This is a genomic window from Streptomyces sp. R33, assembly GCF_041200175.1.
In the GTDB taxonomy this organism is placed as follows: Bacteria; Actinomycetota; Actinomycetes; order Streptomycetales; family Streptomycetaceae; genus Streptomyces; species Streptomyces katrae_B.
The window spans coordinates 8,046,134-8,062,117 of the sequence record NZ_CP165727.1 but is presented as its reverse complement, the minus strand read 5'-3'; the positions used below and the strand labels follow the sequence as shown (position 1 = coordinate 8,062,117).

16 protein-coding genes are annotated in these 15,984 nt (G+C 72.7%); 11 read left to right on the top strand and 5 right to left on the bottom strand.

The annotated features are described in order from the left end of the window. Window positions 1-68 precede the first annotated feature (68 nt). Window positions 69-530: an ATP-binding protein gene (locus tag AB5J51_RS36985; RefSeq protein ID WP_053786694.1), complete on the top strand. Its 462-nt coding sequence runs from the start codon at window positions 69-71 to the stop codon at window positions 528-530. Here the strand turns inward: AB5J51_RS36985 and AB5J51_RS36980 are convergent. Further along, the gene (locus AB5J51_RS36980) at window positions 525-872 is read right to left on the bottom strand and encodes an STAS domain-containing protein (protein WP_369779737.1); all 348 of its coding nucleotides are present in this window, start codon (window positions 870-872) and stop codon (window positions 525-527) included. The two genes, AB5J51_RS36985 and AB5J51_RS36980, sit on opposite strands and share 6 nt — an antisense overlap. Before the next feature lie 221 nt (window positions 873-1,093). Here AB5J51_RS36980 and AB5J51_RS36975 point away from each other — a divergent pair, with 221 nt between their 5' ends. The 8 genes from AB5J51_RS36975 (at window position 1,094) to AB5J51_RS36940 (ending at window position 7,223) form a co-directional block, all read left to right on the top strand. Next, complete coding sequence (locus AB5J51_RS36975; protein ID WP_369779736.1) at window positions 1,094-2,029, top strand: SigB/SigF/SigG family RNA polymerase sigma factor; 936 nt, start codon at window positions 1,094-1,096, stop codon at window positions 2,027-2,029. 9 nt (window positions 2,030-2,038) lie between these two features. Continuing rightward, window positions 2,039-2,476 carry an STAS domain-containing protein gene (locus AB5J51_RS36970; protein ID WP_053785510.1) on the top strand — a complete coding sequence of 146 codons (438 nt, stop codon included), beginning with the start codon at window positions 2,039-2,041 and terminating at the stop codon, window positions 2,474-2,476. Continuing rightward, the gene (locus tag AB5J51_RS36965; protein WP_369779735.1) at window positions 2,473-3,420 is read left to right on the top strand and encodes an anti-sigma factor RsbA family regulatory protein; all 948 of its coding nucleotides are present in this window, start codon (window positions 2,473-2,475) and stop codon (window positions 3,418-3,420) included. The genes AB5J51_RS36970 and AB5J51_RS36965 overlap by 4 nt, the downstream gene beginning before the upstream one ends. A gap of 217 nt (window positions 3,421-3,637) precedes the next feature. After that, window positions 3,638-4,048, top strand: a complete 411-nt coding sequence (locus AB5J51_RS36960) for an ATP-binding protein (RefSeq protein ID WP_243879178.1) — start codon at window positions 3,638-3,640, stop codon at window positions 4,046-4,048. 69 nt (window positions 4,049-4,117) lie between these two features. Continuing rightward, window positions 4,118-4,240 (top strand): hypothetical protein, encoded by a 123-nt coding sequence (locus tag AB5J51_RS36955; protein ID WP_369779734.1) that lies wholly within the window; start codon window positions 4,118-4,120, stop codon window positions 4,238-4,240. An 87-nt stretch (window positions 4,241-4,327) separates the two neighbouring features. After that, window positions 4,328-5,698, top strand: coding sequence for an NAD(P)/FAD-dependent oxidoreductase (locus AB5J51_RS36950; protein ID WP_136223733.1), 1,371 nt, complete (start codon window positions 4,328-4,330; stop codon window positions 5,696-5,698). Window positions 5,699-5,749: 51 nt separating this feature from the next. Continuing rightward, complete coding sequence (locus tag AB5J51_RS36945) at window positions 5,750-6,412, top strand: DUF4230 domain-containing protein (RefSeq protein ID WP_136223659.1); 663 nt, start codon at window positions 5,750-5,752, stop codon at window positions 6,410-6,412. 202 nt (window positions 6,413-6,614) lie between these two features. Continuing rightward, window positions 6,615-7,223: a response regulator transcription factor gene (locus tag AB5J51_RS36940; protein WP_053787307.1), complete on the top strand. Its 609-nt coding sequence runs from the start codon at window positions 6,615-6,617 to the stop codon at window positions 7,221-7,223. Between the two features lie 34 nt (window positions 7,224-7,257). Here the strand turns inward: AB5J51_RS36940 and AB5J51_RS36935 are convergent, their stop codons facing one another. The 4 genes from AB5J51_RS36935 to lanKC all read right to left on the bottom strand — a co-directional run bounded on the left by AB5J51_RS36935 (window position 7,258) and on the right by lanKC (window position 13,666). Further along, complete coding sequence (locus tag AB5J51_RS36935) at window positions 7,258-9,027, bottom strand: ATP-binding cassette domain-containing protein (protein WP_369779733.1); 1,770 nt, start codon at window positions 9,025-9,027, stop codon at window positions 7,258-7,260. Beyond that, window positions 9,024-10,820 carry an ATP-binding cassette domain-containing protein gene (locus tag AB5J51_RS36930; RefSeq protein ID WP_369779732.1) on the bottom strand — a complete coding sequence of 599 codons (1,797 nt, stop codon included), beginning with the start codon at window positions 10,818-10,820 and terminating at the stop codon, window positions 9,024-9,026. The genes AB5J51_RS36935 and AB5J51_RS36930 overlap by 4 nt, the downstream gene beginning before the upstream one ends. 75 nt (window positions 10,821-10,895) lie before the next feature. Then, on the bottom strand, window positions 10,896-11,036 hold the full coding sequence (locus AB5J51_RS36925; RefSeq protein WP_053787310.1) for a SapB/AmfS family lanthipeptide: 141 nt from the start codon (window positions 11,034-11,036) through the stop codon (window positions 10,896-10,898). After that, window positions 11,033-13,666: a class III lanthionine synthetase LanKC gene (gene lanKC / locus AB5J51_RS36920; RefSeq protein WP_369779731.1), complete on the bottom strand. Its 2,634-nt coding sequence runs from the start codon at window positions 13,664-13,666 to the stop codon at window positions 11,033-11,035. Before lanKC ends, AB5J51_RS36925 begins: the two co-directional genes overlap by 4 nt. A gap of 333 nt (window positions 13,667-13,999) precedes the next feature. Between lanKC and AB5J51_RS36915 the strand changes: the two genes are divergently transcribed. Beyond that, a complete protein-coding gene (locus AB5J51_RS36915) occupies window positions 14,000-14,500 on the top strand; it encodes a VOC family protein (protein WP_053787312.1) in 501 nt (166 codons plus the stop codon). 260 nt (window positions 14,501-14,760) lie between these two features. Then, the gene (locus tag AB5J51_RS36910) at window positions 14,761-15,975 is read left to right on the top strand and encodes a M4 family metallopeptidase (protein WP_053787313.1); all 1,215 of its coding nucleotides are present in this window, start codon (window positions 14,761-14,763) and stop codon (window positions 15,973-15,975) included. Window positions 15,976-15,984 lie beyond the last annotated feature (9 nt).

The following is a 15,984-nucleotide window of genomic DNA, read 5'->3' as shown; positions in this document are numbered from 1 at the left end:
TGCGGGGGCGGTCAGAGGGTAGACGAATCGGTGACGAAGGACACAAACGACGAAAAGGGGTGAGGGCGTTGTCGGTCAAGGTCGTGGGCTGGGCACGCTCGTTTCCGGTATCGAGGGGCGTATGGGCGGCGCGGCAGTGGACCGCCGGGCACCTGGCGTCGCTGCCCTGGGACGATTCGGCCGCGGACACGGTGCACTCCGTACTCCTCAGCGTCTCCGAACTCGTCACCAACGCCCACCTGCACGCCGCCGGCACCGCCCATCTCGTGCTGACGTGGGACGGCCGGTGCCTCCATGTCAGCGTCGCCGACTCCGATCCGCGGCTGCCCGGCGCGCGGCCGGCCGATGCGGAGGCCGATGCCGGCGCCACCTCCGGCCGGGGGCTGGGGATCGTCACCACCCTGGCGGACTCGTGGGACATTCACGCGTGCCACGGCGGCAAGGCGATCACGGCCTGTTTCCGCCCCCACTGCGGGGCCGACCCCCACACCGGCCCGCCGGCCGACCGGGGCGGGCCACTGCGGTCATGACCCGCCGACCGCGTCTTCGACGCTCGGGTACAGGGACAGGACCGTATCGGCGCCCGTCAGGGCGAAGAGCCGGCGGAGCTGCTCTCCGGGGGCGGCGATCCGCAGGGCGGTCAGATGGTGCACCCGCAGCAGCAGGTTCAGGAACGACGAGTCGCCGAAGGTGACGGAGCCGGCGTCCAGCACCACCACCCGGTGCTCGTCCGCGGCCGAGCGGAGCGCCTCCTCGAGAGGGGCCAGCGTGTCCTGGTCGAGCTCCCCGTGCGCGGCCACCACCCACCCGGCCCCGGCCGGGTAGCCGTCCCCGACCACGCCTTCGTGGTGCGTGTCCCCTGCTCCGGTCATGTCCGCCTCCCCGGATCGTCACCTGTACGGCCTCCGCAAGGGAGTATGCCTTCCCCTCGGCCGTTCGGAAGCGCCGGGACCGAGCACTCCGTACCCGGCAGCCGACACGGCCACCCCGGCGGGCGTCCGATAAAAATGATCTCGCGCGAGCCGTGTGAGAACGAGTATCCGGGGCATGAGCGCCCAGGCAGCCGTCAGTCAATCGGGAGGGAACGGCCACCATGTCTCGCTCGGCCACCGCGGTAAGTCCCATTCGTGCAACAGACGTGCAGATCACGCCCTCTGTACCCGCCGACGGGACCACGGGAGCCCCACCGCAGGGCGTGACACTGCCCGAGGTGAAGAATCCGCGGGAGACGTCACCTGCCGACGCGCGTGAGCTCTCGAAGCTGTTCTTCGCCAGGCTCCGCGACCTCGAAGAGGGCACGCGCGAGTACCAGTACGCCCGCAACACCCTGATCGAGATGAACCTCTCCCTCGTGCAGTTCGCCGCACGGCGCTTCCGCGCCCGCGCCCACGGCGGAGGCCTGGACATCGACGACATCATCCAGGTCGGCATCATCGGTCTCATCAAGGCCATCGACCGCTACGAACCCGAGCGCGAGGTCGAGTTCTCCACGCTCGCCCTCCCCTACATCACCGGTGAGATCAAACGCTACTTCCGCGACACCACCTGGGCCGTGCACGTCCCGCGCCGTCTGCAGGAACTGCGTTCCGAGCTCGCCAAAGCGCAGGAGACCCTGACCGACGTCCTGGGACGGGCCCCGACGGTCAGGGAAGTCGCCCGGCACCTCGAACTGACCGAGGAACAGGTCATCGACGGGCTGGTCGCCGCCAACGGCTACACGAGCGGCTCCCTGGACACCGCCGGCGCCGACAGTGACGAGCCCGCGACCTCCTCGAGCCGGACGACACGGCCGCTGGCGGAGCGGCTCGGCGACCTCGACCCCGCCATGGAACTCTTCGAGGAGTTCCACACCCTGGCCCCCCTGCTGGAGCAGCTGGACGAACGCGACCGGCTGATCCTCCGGCTGCGCTTCGGCCAGGAAAAGACCCAGGCCGAGATCGGCGCCGAACTCGGCATCTCCCAGATGCAGGTCTCGCGCCTGCTGTCGCGGACCCTGACCCGGCTGCGCGCCGGAATGCTCTCGGTCTAGGCAACGGACATGGCACCGGCCCACCGACACGACGGCCCCCTCCCGCCCGTCGGCGCACAGGCGCTCTACGAAGACGCGATGTGGGCGGACGCCGTCGTGCGGTGCGCGGGTGCCGGCAACGACGGGACCGGTGCGCCGCGGCCGCTCACCGCCCAGCCGCTGCGTGATCGTCCCGGCGCCCTGTTGCACGGCAGCTGCGACCTCGGCACCCGGCCGATCCTGGCTGCGGCGCTCGGCGTCGTCACCCGGATCCCCGGCCCGGTCGTCCATCTCGACCTCTCCGGCGTTGCCTTCCTCGACGCCGCCGCCGTCGCCGCCCTGGTACGGGCGAACGCCACCGTAAGGGGACAGGGCCGTCGTCTGCTGCTCCACCACCCGCCGTACTCGCTCCGCAAGGTAGTGGAGATGTTCCCGGACGAATGTGCCGCGCTGGAGGTCGCCGCATGATGAACGTATCTGCGTCCGCCCCCGGGGGCTTCGTCCACCCCGCCTTGTTCTACCGGGGCCAGGCGGAGTACCTGGCGGGAGTGGGCGGGTTCGTACGGGCCGCCCTCGCGGCCGATGAGCCGGTGCTCGTGGCCGTGCCCGCCCCTCGCCTGGAGTCTCTGCGCGACGGCCTCGGCGTCGATGCGGCCGAGGTCACCTGGACGGACATGACGCAGCTGGGCCGCAACCCCGGCCGCATCCTGGCCGCCCTGCAGGAATTCGCCGACCGGCACGCGGGCCGGCCGGCCCGGATCGTCGGCGAGCCGATCTGGCCCGGACGCACGCAGGCGGAGGTACTGGAGGCCACGCGCCACGAGGCCCTCATCAACACCGCCTTCGCAGGACGAGGGGCCACCATCCTGTGCCCGTACGACGTACCGGGCCTGCCGGCCGCAGTGGTGTCCGACGCCCGGCGTACCCACCCCACCGTCATCGTGGAGGACAAGAACCTGCCCAGCGCGGAGTACGCCGACCCCTCGGTGGTCTGGGCCGACTGCGATCGCCCGCTGCCCGAACCGGACGGGGGTGTGCCCCGGTTCGGGTACACCCACGGTGAGTTGGGCGAGGTGCGCGCCTACACGGGGGCATGGGCCCGCGGCACGGCCCTGAGCACGGCCCGGCGCGGCGATCTCATCATCGCGGTCAGCGAGGCCGCCGCGAACTCCCTCGCCCACGGCGGAGGGAGCGGATCGCTGCGGCTGTGGAGCACCGACGGAACCGGGGTGGTGGCCGAGATCCGCGATGGCGGTCATCTGGCCGACCCGCTGGCGGGGCGCCGCCGCCCCTCCCTGGCATCGGCCAACGGGGGCCGCGGCCTGTGGATGATCCATCAGCTGTGCGACCTGGTCGAGATCCGCGCCTCGGACACCGGCCTCACTCTGAGGATGCACATGACATGTGCCTGAGACCGGCGGTTCCCCTAAACTGTCACGGCCATGCTCGAGTGTCCCCCTCCACGGGGACATGAGCGAGGTTCGCGACAGCGGGACCGGGCGGGGGGCCGATCGGAACCACGAGGGTCCCGACGAGCAGAGAGACCAGTGTCAACGGTGGGGGTGAGGTACCGCAGTGGAAACCATCGGACCGGGAACCGGCGATCCACTGCACGCCGGGCCTTCCGCCGTGGCACAGCGCCGTCGGCTCGCCCTCTCGGGCGTCCGCGGCCACGTGGCCAAGGGCCGCGACTTCACACGCCGGGCCCTGCAGGACTGGGGCTGGGACGGCAACGCGACCGCCGAGGACGCCCTGCTCCTCGTCTCCGAGCTGCTCACCAACGCCTCACTGCACGCGGGTGGTTGCATCGAACTCGTGGTCTCGGCCGGCGAGGTCCTGCGCATCGAGGTCTTCGACGGCACGACGACACTGCCCCACCGCCACCCCTCCCCGCAGCGCGGACTCCCCGGCGGCCACGGCCTCCACATAGTGGAGCGCCTCTCCGATCGCTGGGGCACCCACGTCCATGACAACGGCAAGGCCGTCTGGGCCGAGATCGAGGCATCGCGGCTGACCTCGGGCAGGCCCAGCAGCCGGTGACCCGGCGGGCCGCCGGCCCCGTGTTCCCGTACGGAGTGTCATTCCGGGAGACCGGGGCACCCGCGCGGTATGACACCGAATGCGCTCGCTTCCCTGGCCCTGACCCCGGCGCCCGGCCCCGCCTGGTTCCACCTGATCGTCATCGCCTTCGCGCTCCTGGTCCTCGTCCGCACCCTGGCCCGCCACCGGTAGGACTCACGCCTCCGGGGCAGACGCGCAAGGAGTCAGTGGACCCAGCAGGCCCGGGAAGGGAACAACACCATGACATCCGTGGCAGCCGTGGCACGTCCGAGGATCCTGGTGGTGGGTGCCGGCTTCGCCGGTGTGGAGTGCGTACGCCGCCTCGAGCGGCGCCTCTCCCCCGCCGAAGCGGAGATCACCCTCGTCACCCCGTCCTCCTTCCAGCTGTACCTGCCGCTGCTGCCGCAGGTGGCCGCCGGGGTGCTGACACCGCAGTCGATCGCCGTGTCCCTGCGCCGCAGCCGCCGGCACCGTACCCGCATCGTTCCCGGCGGCGCCGTCGGCGTGGACACCCGGGCGAAGGTGTGCGTCGTACGGAAGATCTCCGGCGAGCTGACCCCGCTGGCCTACGACCACCTGGTCCTGGCCCCCGGCAGCGTCACCCGCTCCTTCGACATCCCCGGGCTCGCCGAGCACGCCCGCGGTATGAAGACCCTCGCGGAGGCCGCCCACCTGCGCGATCACGTCATCGCGCAGCTCGATCTCGCCGATGCCTGCGAGGATGAGGCGGAGCGGGCGTCCCGGCTCCGCTTCGTCGTCGTGGGCGGCGGCTACGCCGGCACCGAGACGGCGGCCTGCCTGCAGCGGCTCACCCACCACGCGGTCCGGCGCTACCCGCGCCTGGACCCGCGGCAGATCCGCTGGCACCTCGTGGACATCGCGCCGACGCTGATGCCCGAACTCGGCGAAGCCCTCGGCGCATCGGCGCTCGACGTGCTGAGGAGGCGCGGCATCGAGGTGTCGCTCGGCGTGTCCGTCGCCAAGGCCGGGCCGGACGAGGTGACGCTCACCGACGGGCGTGTCCTGCGCACCCGCACCCTGATCTGGACCGCCGGGGTGGCCGCCAGCCCGCTCATCGCCACCTTGGAGGCCGACACCGATCACGGACGGCTCGTGGTCTCCCCCGACCTGACGGTACCCGGCCGTCCCGGAGTCCTCGCGCTCGGCGACGCGGCCGCGGTCCCCGACCTCGCCGCAGGCCGGGACGGGGCCGTCTGCCCGCCCACTGCCCAGCACGCTCAGCGGCAGGGGCGCAGGGCCGCCGACAACCTCATCGCGACCCTACGCAACCGGCCGCTGCGGCCCTACCGGCACGAGGACCTCGGGCTGGTGGTCGACCTGGGCGGACGCGACGGAGTCTCCAGGCCGCTCGGCATCGAGCTGCGCGGAATGCCCGCGCAGGCGGTGGCCCGCGGGTACCACTGGGCGGCGCTGCGCACCCATGTGGCCAGGACGAGGGTGCTGACGAACTGGCTCCTCAACGCGGTCGCGGGCGACGACTTCGTACGGACGGGCTTCCAGGCGTGGAGGCCACCGGCGCTGCGGGAGTTCGAGCACACCGACGCGTACCTGACGCCCGAACAGGTTCGCGCACACTCGGCTTCCCTTCGTGCGGGGCGCCTGCCTTAGCGGTGGCCGGCTTCGCGGGCTGGCTCGGCGTCCACGGGGTACTCGCGGAGTATGGAAACCTCTTCTGATCGTCCGGGCGGCTCGCGGCGCCCGTGGTGGGGGCGGATCACGGCCGTTCTCGTGGTGGTCGTGGTGCTGATCGTGCTCGTGGCGCGCTTCGGCCCGGTTCCGGGATTCGGCAGCCTCTTCGGCGAGGAGACGCGGGACCGCTCCGGCCCGGCTCTGCTCAAGTCGATCCAGGACATGGACCGTTACGAGGCTGCCGTCGGCAACTTCCAGGTGGTCGTGGACCTGGAGAAGGACGCGGCGTTTCTGCCGGACGCCATCCGCGGAACGCGCACCCTGTACGTGGGGGCCGGCACGGTCAGCGGTTACGTCGACCTGGGCGGGCTGGGCGAGCGGAACGTCACCGTGAACGGCGACCGCACCGAAGCGTCGATCCGGCTGCCGCACGCGGTGCTCGGCACGGCCGCCCTCGACCCGAACCGCTCGTACGCGGTGTCGAAGCAGCGCGGCCTGCTGGACCGGATCGGTGACCTGTTCTCCGACAACCCGGCAGGTGAGCAGGCCGTGCAGAAGCTCGCCGCGCAGCACATCGACGAAGCGGCCCGCGACAGCGGTCTCGCGGAGCGCGCCGAGAAGAACACCACGGCGATGCTGGAGGGGCTCCTCCGCACCCTCGGCTTCCGTGAGGTGACGGTCGCCTACGGGTGAGCGGGGCCTGGGTGGGACCTCCGGTGTGCCGGGGGCCCACAGGGTGACCTCAAGAGGGTTACCCGCCGAAGGGAAGCCGAATCCGTGGGTATCTCGGCCAACTTGCCCGTGCGCCCCTGCACGCCCCCCGCAGTGACGTTCCATCAGCCCGGTATGGGGGCACCCGTGGTGCCGTTGGTACGTCTACCGAGGAGCGCACACGATGACGAAGGTCCTTGTCCTGCACAGCGTCAGCCTGGTCAGGTCGGCACTGGCCGCCCTCCTGAGATCCGAAGGCTCCTTCGAGGTCACGTCGGCGGGCTGGCGGGCCGCGGCACGCCAAGCCGAGTCCTTACGACCAGATGTGACGGTCGTCGACCTCGACTGTCCGGGGACGACGGCCGTCCTCGCCGATGGCGGGCGCGCGTACCACCAGGTCCTCGCCTCCCCGTCCACCGTCCTGGTCCTCGCGTCGACCGACGCACCGGGGCAGCTGCACCGCGCCTTCCGCGCCGAGGCGCGCGGCTACGTCGACAAGGACGGCTCACCGGGGCGGCTCGTACGGGCGGTCCGGAAGGTCGCCGCGGGGGAACGGTTCATCGACGCCTCGCTTGCTTCCGCGTTCATGGAGGCCGACCCCGTGCCGCTGAGCCCGCGGGAGCTGAGCGTGCTGACCCGGGCCGCGGAGGGCGATTCGATCGCCGAGATCGCCCGTACGCTGCACCTGGCGAGCGGGACGGTACGCAACTACATGGCCGCGGCGACCCGCAAGACCGGGGCGCGCAACCTCATCGACGCGATCCGGATATCCCGGCGGGCCGGCTGGGTCTGATCCTCGGGCGCCGCGGACGGGCACGACGGCCGTGTCACTCGTCCGCGGCCTGGTTCCACCTCCCCACCAGATCGCGGTACAGGGGTGACCTGGCGGGGAGGTCTTCATGCGTGCCGCAGACGGCGCGGGTCCCGTCGAGGACGAGGACCCGGTCGGCGCGGGCCGCGGACGAGACGCGGTGGGCCACGACGACGAGGGTCCCGGGACGGTCCGCGAGGGCCCGTTCGGCACGCTCCTCGGCAGCCGGGTCCAGGTGGCAGGTGGCCTCGTCGAGCAGCAGCAGCGGGGCGGGCGAGAGGTAGGCGGCGGCGAGTGCGAGCTGCTGGCTCTCGCCCCGGGACAGCAGCCGGGGGGACACCTCGGCGTCCAGGCCGCCGAGCCGTGCCACGAGCTCGTCCAGCCCGAGGGCACGGACGGCGCGCTGCAGCCGGGCGTCGCCGGGCCCGGGGGTGCCCGGGGCAGCGGCGAGGTGGGTCAGGTTCTCCCGTACGGTGCCGGTGAACACGTAGGCCTGCTGCGGCAGCAGGGTCCGCCGCGGGTCCGGGCCGGTGGCCCCCGGTCCCCGGCGGGCGGCCTCGCCGGCGACGAGGACCGATCCCGCGTCGGGTGACAGCATTCCGGCCAGCAGGGCGGTGAGCGTGGACTTGCCGATACCGCTCGGTCCGACCACCGCGAGGTGCTCCCCCGGGCGCACCGCCAGGTCGAGGCCGTCGAGCACGGGAGCCGCGCCGGGGCCGTAGGCGAAGGTGACGCCCCGGAGCTCGGCCGCGGCGTCGGGCCGCGGGCCGGCCGGCCGGGGCGGCTGCGGCTTCGCGGGGCTGTGGCCGGCCGGGTCGGGCGGCGCCGGAGCGCTGAAGCGTTCGAGGACCACGAGCAGCCGGGTTCCGGCGGAACCCATCGCGGTCATCAGGGAGTTGAGGGCGGGGAGCAGGGCCTGCACCAGGTACGTGAGGCCGCCGGCCAGCGTGCCGGCGGTGATCCCGTGGGCCAGCAGCCAGGGCGTCGCGGCGAGGAGTGCGATCACCGGCAGCCGGCCCGCGGTGCCGAGGGCCAGGGTGCGCAGGGCCGCCCAGCCCGCGAGGGTGCGTGCCAGCCGTTCCTGGGTGGCGATCAGGGGTTCCACCCGGGTTTGCGCAGCCGTCTGTCCGCCGGAGGCGACGATGTCGCGCAGGCCCTCGGCCAGCGTCCCCACCCGGTCGGCCAGCGCCTCGTCGGTGTCCAGGGACCTGCGTTGTACGGAGGCCAGCGGGCGCAGTGTGGCCAGGAAGGCGGCCATGCCCAGCAGCAGGGGCGGCAGCACGACCAGCAGCAGCAGGGGCGCCAGGGCGGCCATGCCGACGATGGCGCCCACGGCGGTGAACACGAACGAACGTGCCGTCAGGACCAGCCCTGCGAAGGAGTCCCGGGCCATCTCCGTCTGCTGGGTCAGCCGGGACACGGCGCCCGTGTCCGCAGCGCCCGCCGGGTCGGCGACCGCACGGTCAAGCGCCTGCCGCACCGCTCGCCGGACCAGGCCGTCCCGCAGCGGCTCCACGAGGTCCGCGAGCCCGGCGAACACTCCGCGCAGCGCGAACCCGCCGAGCAGCGCTCCGGCTCCGGCCGCGGCCAGCCAGCCGAGACCGGTGGCGGTGCGGCCGGCGAGGAAGCCGTCGTCGAGGGCGCGGGCCACCCCGTAGCCGCCGAGGAAGGTGTGCGCGGACTCCAGGAGCGACCATGCGGCCATCCGGCCGGCGGCCCGTTTGTGGCCGCGCAGGAACCGCCGGCCCTCGGGGGCCACCCGGCCCCAGGCCCCGCCCCGGGTCACCGGGCCGCCTCCCGCTCCGCTTCCGCCTCCGTGTCCCGCTCCGTGTCGGCGGCGAACACCGCCCGGTAGGCAGGGTCGAGCCGCCACAGCACGCCGTGGGTACCGGTCGCCCGTACCCGCCCGTCCTCCAGCCATACGACGAGGTCGGCGCGGACGGCGGACGAGAGGCGGTGCGCGACCACGATCCGGGTGCCGGGCCGGATCTCGCGGGCGAGGGCCCGCTCGACCTCGCGGGCCGTGACGGTGTCGAGGCTGGAGGTGGCGTCGTCCAGGACGAGGAGCCGGCCCGCGTGGCAGAACGCCCGTGCCAGCCCCAGGCGTTGGACCTCCCCGCCGGACATCGGGGCGTGGGCGAGGCGCGTGCCGTATGCGTGGGGCAGGCGCCGTACGAACAGGTCGGCTCCCGCGGCACGGGCCGCGGCACGCACCGCTTCCGGGCCGGGGTCCGGACCCGCGCCGAAGGCGATCGCCTCGCCGACCGTGTCCCCGAGCAGCACGGGCCGGTCGAAGGCGTACCCGACTTCGCGGCGCAGTGCTTCGGCGGTCACCTCCCGCAGGGACACCCCGTCCAGCAGAACGCGGCCCGCGTCGGGATCGGTGAGCCGGCCGGCCACGGCTGCGAACAGCGTCTTGCCCGCGCCGGAGCGGCCCACCACGGCCACCGTGGTGCCTCCGGGGATGACCAGGCTGATGTCGTGCAGGACCGTCGCACCGCCGCGCACGACGCGGACGCCCTGCAGTTCCAGGGTGCCGGGGCCGCCCGCCGGCAGTTCCGCCCGGCCGTGGCCGAGTACGGGCAGGGCCAAGAGGGCGGCGGTCCGCCGGGCTGCGGACCGGCCGCGGACCACGGCCGCGAGTCCGCCGGTCACGGCGCCGATGCCGGCCGCGAGGCCTGCGTACCGTACGGCGGCGAGGAGTTCGCCGACCCCGATGGCCCCGGCCGACAGGCGGATGCCGCCGACGGCCAGGACCGCGTACAGGAGCATCGGCATGAGGGCCGCGGACCTGGCGGTGGTGCCGCCGTACACCTGCCACATCCGCCTGCCTTCGGTGCCCAGCTCGGGCAACCGGGCTAGGATCCGGGCGCGTTCGCGCTCCGCGGTGCCGGCGGCGGCGATCGTACGGGCCCCGGCCAGCGCCTCGGTCAGCCGGCCGGCGGTCTCGAGCTGGACCTGCTGGTAGCGGGCGATGCTGGTGCGGGTGTCGCGGGCGAAGGCCCGCAGCAGGAGCACCAGGAACGGAACGCCGAGGAGGAAGGCAAGTGCCGTCCACACGTCGATGAGGAAGAGCGCGCTCACCGCGCCGAGCGGCGGCAGCAGTGCGGCCCCGGCGTGCGCGACGGCGGCCGGGACCTTCCCGGCCTCGGTGGCGTGTGCGGTCAGCCGCGCGGCGGTTTCGCCGGGTGCGTGGCGGGCGGCGTGGTGCGGGGCCGTCCGCAGCAGCCGGGCGAGCGCGAGCCTGCGCAGGCGGGCGGTGGAGCGGCCGTCGACCTCGCCGGTCAGCCGGGCGGCGGCCGCGTCCAGCGCCACTTCGGCCGCGATGACCGCGGCGCACAGCAGTGTCCAGGCGGGGCCCGCCGGGGCCCGGCGCAGCAGCAGGTCGAGGGTGTGGCCGAGGACGGCGGGTTCGGCGAGCGACGCGGCGGCGGCGCCCAGCGTGCATCCGAGGACGGCGCCGGTGCGCCCGGCGCTGTGCCGGGCCGCTGCCACGAGAGCCCGGTCGGCGGTGCGTGCCACGGCCGCCGCCTGCGCCGTTCGGGCCTCCGTGCCGGCCGCCGCGTCGGGGGGGCTCATCGGCGGATGCCTCCAGTCGCGTGGTACGTGGTGCGGGCCCGGGCGGCGAACCGCCCGGGCCCGAAGTGACCTATGTCAGTTACAGGTCGTGATGCTCAGGCTGCTGTCGCCGCAGAGCAGCAGGCTGGCCCGGCTGCCGCCACTGCCGCCGTGCAGCGCACCCTCGGTGACCTCTTCCTTGGGGGTCTCCATCGACTGCAGGTCGAGAAGCGTCATGTCAGATTCCTCTTCTGTCGGGTGGTGCGATGGGTCACGGCCCCGGGCGGGGCCGGCTCTGGGGCCGCCGCGGTGCGTCGCAGCGGCGGGAGGAACGGCAGGTGCGCGCGCCCGCCGGGCGCGGCGCTGCCGAGGGCGAGGAGAGCGCCGGCGGTGCCCGTGGCGAGGTCCATGGACAGGCGCATCATCTGCTCGCCGGGGAAGGCCAGATGTCCCTGGTACGGCACGGCGTGCCGGGCCAGTGCGTCGATCTGGCGGGCGATGTCGTCGGGGCCCGTGCCCGGGCCGGGCGTGGTGGTCCGGGCCAGGTGGAGGATCATCCCGGCGGCGCCGCGCAGCAGCCCGGGCTGGGCGTAGAAGGTCGCCTGCGCCGCCCGTACGATCTCGCGCCGGGCCTGTTCGAACCGCTCGTCGGGAGCGTGCTCCAGCCAGTCGTCGAGGACCATGCCGATACCGACGCTGCCCTCGCCGAGGTACGGCATCGTGCGCCAGCCCTCGTTCACCTGGAGGGTGCCGTACGCGCTGGTGACGCAGCGGTCGAGGTCGCGGTGGAGCGACCGGGCGGACTGGAGCAGCAGTTCCTTGTCGCCGGTGCGTTCGTACAGGCGCAGGAAGAGCAGGGCGGGGCCGGTGTTCCCGTACATCAGGCCGGCGCGGGTGGGCCGCTGCTCGGGCGGGGCGAGCAGTTCCGCGCAGCGCAGGGCCGCGGTGTGCAGCTCGCTCTCGCCGCTCGCGGTGCCGAGCGCGTCCAGGGCCAGGCCGATGCCGGCGAGTCCGCCGTGCAGGTCGGGGCCCGCGCTCTGCCAGGGCTGGTGCAGCAACCGCTCGGCGAGGGCGAGTGCGCGGCCCGGGTGTCCGAGGCGGTGCAGTGTCCAGGCCGTGCCGGCGAGGCCGTCGTAGAAGCCGAGCGGGGTGCCGGAATCCGGTTCCTCGGTCCGCTGCAGCAGCCATTCCTCGGCCTCGGGCCAGGGTCCGGCTCCGGTCTCGGCGAGGGCGTGGAGCACTCCGGCGATGCCGTTGCCGAAGCAGGTGCCTCCGCCGGCGTTCGCGAACTGGGCGATGTCACCCGGCACGAACCGGTCCTCGCGGTCCGGGGTGGCGCTCGCGCGTATCGCCGCGGTCATCGACGTACGGGCGGCCGGCCAGTCCCCCGGCTCGACGGGCAGGTACGGGCCGGGCGGTGCGGGCAGGCGGCCGCCCGGTGCGCCCTGCGGGGCGCCGGACAGGATTTCCTCGACGGCCTCGTCGAGGAACCGCCTCGGTACGGGGAACTGCGCGGCGGCGACGGCGGCCAGATGGGCGGCCTTGGCCCGGTCCAGGACGAGCAGGCTGGTCAGGGGGAGGAACAGGGCGAGTCGCAGACAGGCGAGGGCGTAGCGGTCGACGGAGAACCCGCGCCGCTCGGCGGGGGCGACGAAGGCCGGGTTGGCCACGGTCTGCCGCAGTCCCTCGTCGACGTGCGCGGCGGCTTCGAAGTCCAGGAGGGCGACGGACGGTTCGCCGCTCTCGTCCTCGGCCACCATGATGTTGAAGAGGTGGAGGTCGTTGAAGACCACGCCGCGGGCGTGCACGGCTTCGACGGCTTCGGTCACACGGCGGTGGATCGTCAGGGCCCACTCGGTGTACGAGGCGAGCTCCTCCGGGTCGGGGTCCGCCTCGATCAGCGGGTGGCGGCGGGCGAAGTAGGTGTTGAGGGGTTTCCCGGCGAGGTGTTGCAGTACCAGGAAGTGGTGGTCACCGACCGTGAAGGTGCCCCGCACCGCGGGCACGCAGTCCAGGCCCGACAGCCGTTCCAGTGCGGCCTGTTCACGGTGCAGCCGGGTCACGGCGTCGGCGCCGTCGGCGGCGAGCCCGGCGTACGGACGCGCCTCCTTGAGGACGACGGACTCGCCGGTGCGGCTGTCCTTGCCCAGGTAGACGCCGCCGCCGTTGGAGAAGTGCAGAGCCCGCTCCACCGTGAAGGGGAGGTCGGTCAGGGTGGTCGCGGAGCGCGCCGCGAGGTGCGGCTCGAGGAAGCCGGGCAGTTCGAGCCACTCGGGAGGCTGGAACACCGGCCCGCGCGGGTCCGGTACGAGGCGCCCGTCGGGGGTCTCGATCGCCGGGACCAGTTCGCCGTGCTCGTCGTAGCAGTGCCGCAGGGTGAAACTGCCGTAGCGCAGGTGGACCGGGCCGGCGCCCCAGCGCAGATCGCTGAGGATGTACGGGCCGGCCGCCCCGGCCAGTGCGGCGTCGAGGTCCTCCGCGATGCGGCGGCACTGCTGCTCGTCGGCGGGGTACACGGTGATGAACTTGCCGCTCGCCGCGCGGTCGGCGTACTTGGCGTTGCGCAGGTGCAGCAGGTACCGGCTCGGTATGAACTTGAAGGCGATGCGTCGGGCGGTGCAGTACTCGTACACCGTCGTCAGCAGCGATTCGGCGTTGCCGAGCGTGGCCGAGACATGGATCTTCCAGCCCTGCGCCGGCAGTTCGGCGTCGGCGGGGCGCAGTGCGAGCCAGTCGCCGCTGCGGTGCGAGCGCCATCCCGGCGGGACGGGGGCGAGCGCGGCCGGGTAACTTTCACCGGCGCGCCGGTACGGCGCGTCGTAGAACCAGCGGTCGGCGTCGCAGAAGGCGGCGTACCCCTTGTTCACTCCTGCTCCCTCGGTCGGCGGCAGAACCGACCGTGTCACGCCCGGCGGATGCGGCGAAAGTCACGCCTGTCACCGTTGGGGTGTGCAGTACTCACGAGTCACGAGCCTGCGCAGCCCGCCGGACCACCGGTGGAGGTGCCGCCGTCCAGGTGATCACCGGGGCCTCATGGCAATGATCAAGGTCCGATGACACAGGACAAGGGGCGCGGCCTCTCGATCGCGGCCTTGCCGTCCAGGACGCGACGCCCCGGCGCGCATGTAGTTCGAATTTGAACGTTATGCTGGAGCCACCACATCGAGCCAGACCGTTCGAGCCATCGGGAGCGCTGCCACATGTCCGTCCGCCGTCTGAACCACGCCGTGCTCTGGATCCGCGACGTCGAGCGCTCCGTGGCGTTCTACACCGATGTCTTCGGATTCCAGGTCGACCACCTGACCGCCGGTCGCGCCGCCTTCCTGAGCGCCCCCGACAGCCTCAACGACCACGACCTCGGACTGTTCGCGATCGGCGCCGACGCGCCCGGTCCCGAGCAGGGCCGGGTCGGCCTCTACCACCTGGCCTGGGAGGTCGGCACCCTCGGCGAGCTGGCGGAACTCGGACACAAGCTCACCGAACGCGGTGCGCTGGTCGGCGCGAGCGACCACCTGGTCTCCAAGTCCTTCTACGCCAAGGACCCGGACGGCAACGAGTTCGAGGTGATGTGGCGCGTCCCGCGCGAGGACTGGCCCGCCGAAGGCTCCGACCAGCGCCCGGTCCCGCTCGACCTGCCGGCCGCGATCGCACGATGGGGCGCGGATCTCGCGACGGGTTCGGCGGCAGGCTCCGCCACCTGAGGAACACCGGCATCCGGCCGGGCTGTCGTTGCGTTTGCCCGTCGCCGCGGACGGCAGGAAACTGGTGATATCAGCGTGGCCCCGCCGCTGGAATGCGGGCTGCTTGGCGCCGAACGCTTCTCCCGCCGCTGTCACATCAGCGGGCCCCTCATGTTTCCTCGACCCCCTCCCCGGCCGAGAACTCGATCGGCGATCCGAGAACGTCCAGGCATCAACTGATGAATTGTCAACCGTTGGTCCTCTCGCCCTGGAGGTGTCCCATGAGCGGGACCCGCCCGGTCAACTGCATCATCCCCCCGTACATTCTCGACAAGCTCATGGAGAGCGAAGACCGTGAGGTGCGCCAGGCCGCTTTGGACACCCTGCTGACCACTGCACGCCTGCGGGGCGAGCGAGCGGTCCGGGCGTCCTTCGCCGGCGCGGCCGCCACCGCCGGCAACGGCCGGCGCACCATCTTCGACTGCGAGGAGGGTGTTTCCCTCCCCAACGCCGTCCTGGCCAGGTCCGAAGACGGTCCGGAGGCCGCGGACCCGGCCCTCAACCAGGCCTTCGACGGACTCGGCCTGACGCGCGATTTCTACAAGGAAGTCTTCCAGCGCAACTCGATCGATGACCGGGGAATGCGGCTGGACGGATACGTGCACTTCGACGTGCAATTCAACAACGCGTTCTGGGACGGACGTCAGATGGTCTTCGGAGACGGGGACGGCAAGGAGTTCAGCAACCTCACGGGATCGCTGGACGTGATCGCCCACGAGTTGACGCACGGGGTCACCGAGAACACCTCGGAGTTCGAGTACCACAATCAGTCCGGGGCCCTGAACGAGTCGATGTCGGACGTCTTCGGGTCGCTGGTCAAGCAATGGTCGCTGAAGCAGGCGGCCGAGGACGCGGACTGGCTGATCGGGGCCGACGTGTGGACCCCGGGAGTCGGCGGCGACGCCCTGCGATCGATGAAGGCGCCGGGGCAGGCGTACAACCACCCGCAGTTCGGAAAAGACCCCCAGCCCGACCGCATGAGCAAATTCGTCCACCTGCCCGACACCCCCAGAGGGGACTTCGGCGGGGTGCACTACAACTCCGGCATTCCGAACAAGGCGTTCTTCCTGGCTGCCGTGGGCATCGGCGGATTCGCATGGGAGGCGGCCGGGGCCATCTGGTACGCATCGCTCAAGGCCTCCGGCAGGGACGCCACTTTCCAGGATTTCGCGGACACCACCTTCCGGAAGGCCGGGGAACTGTTCGGCACCGGAAGCCCCGAACAGTCGGCCGTGCTGGCGGCGTGGCAGGGAGTGGAGATCCAGATCAGCGGGGTTCCGGCAGGGCTCGCCCGGGCACGGAGCCAGCCGGTCAACGGGAACGGCGGCCTGGGACGGCAGGACGGCCTGGCGGCCCTGTCCAGGCAGATCGGGGAACTGAACGCCAAGGTGACCGGGCTGGCCAAGGAGATCGCCACGCTGAAGGGGGCCAAGTGACCACCGGCC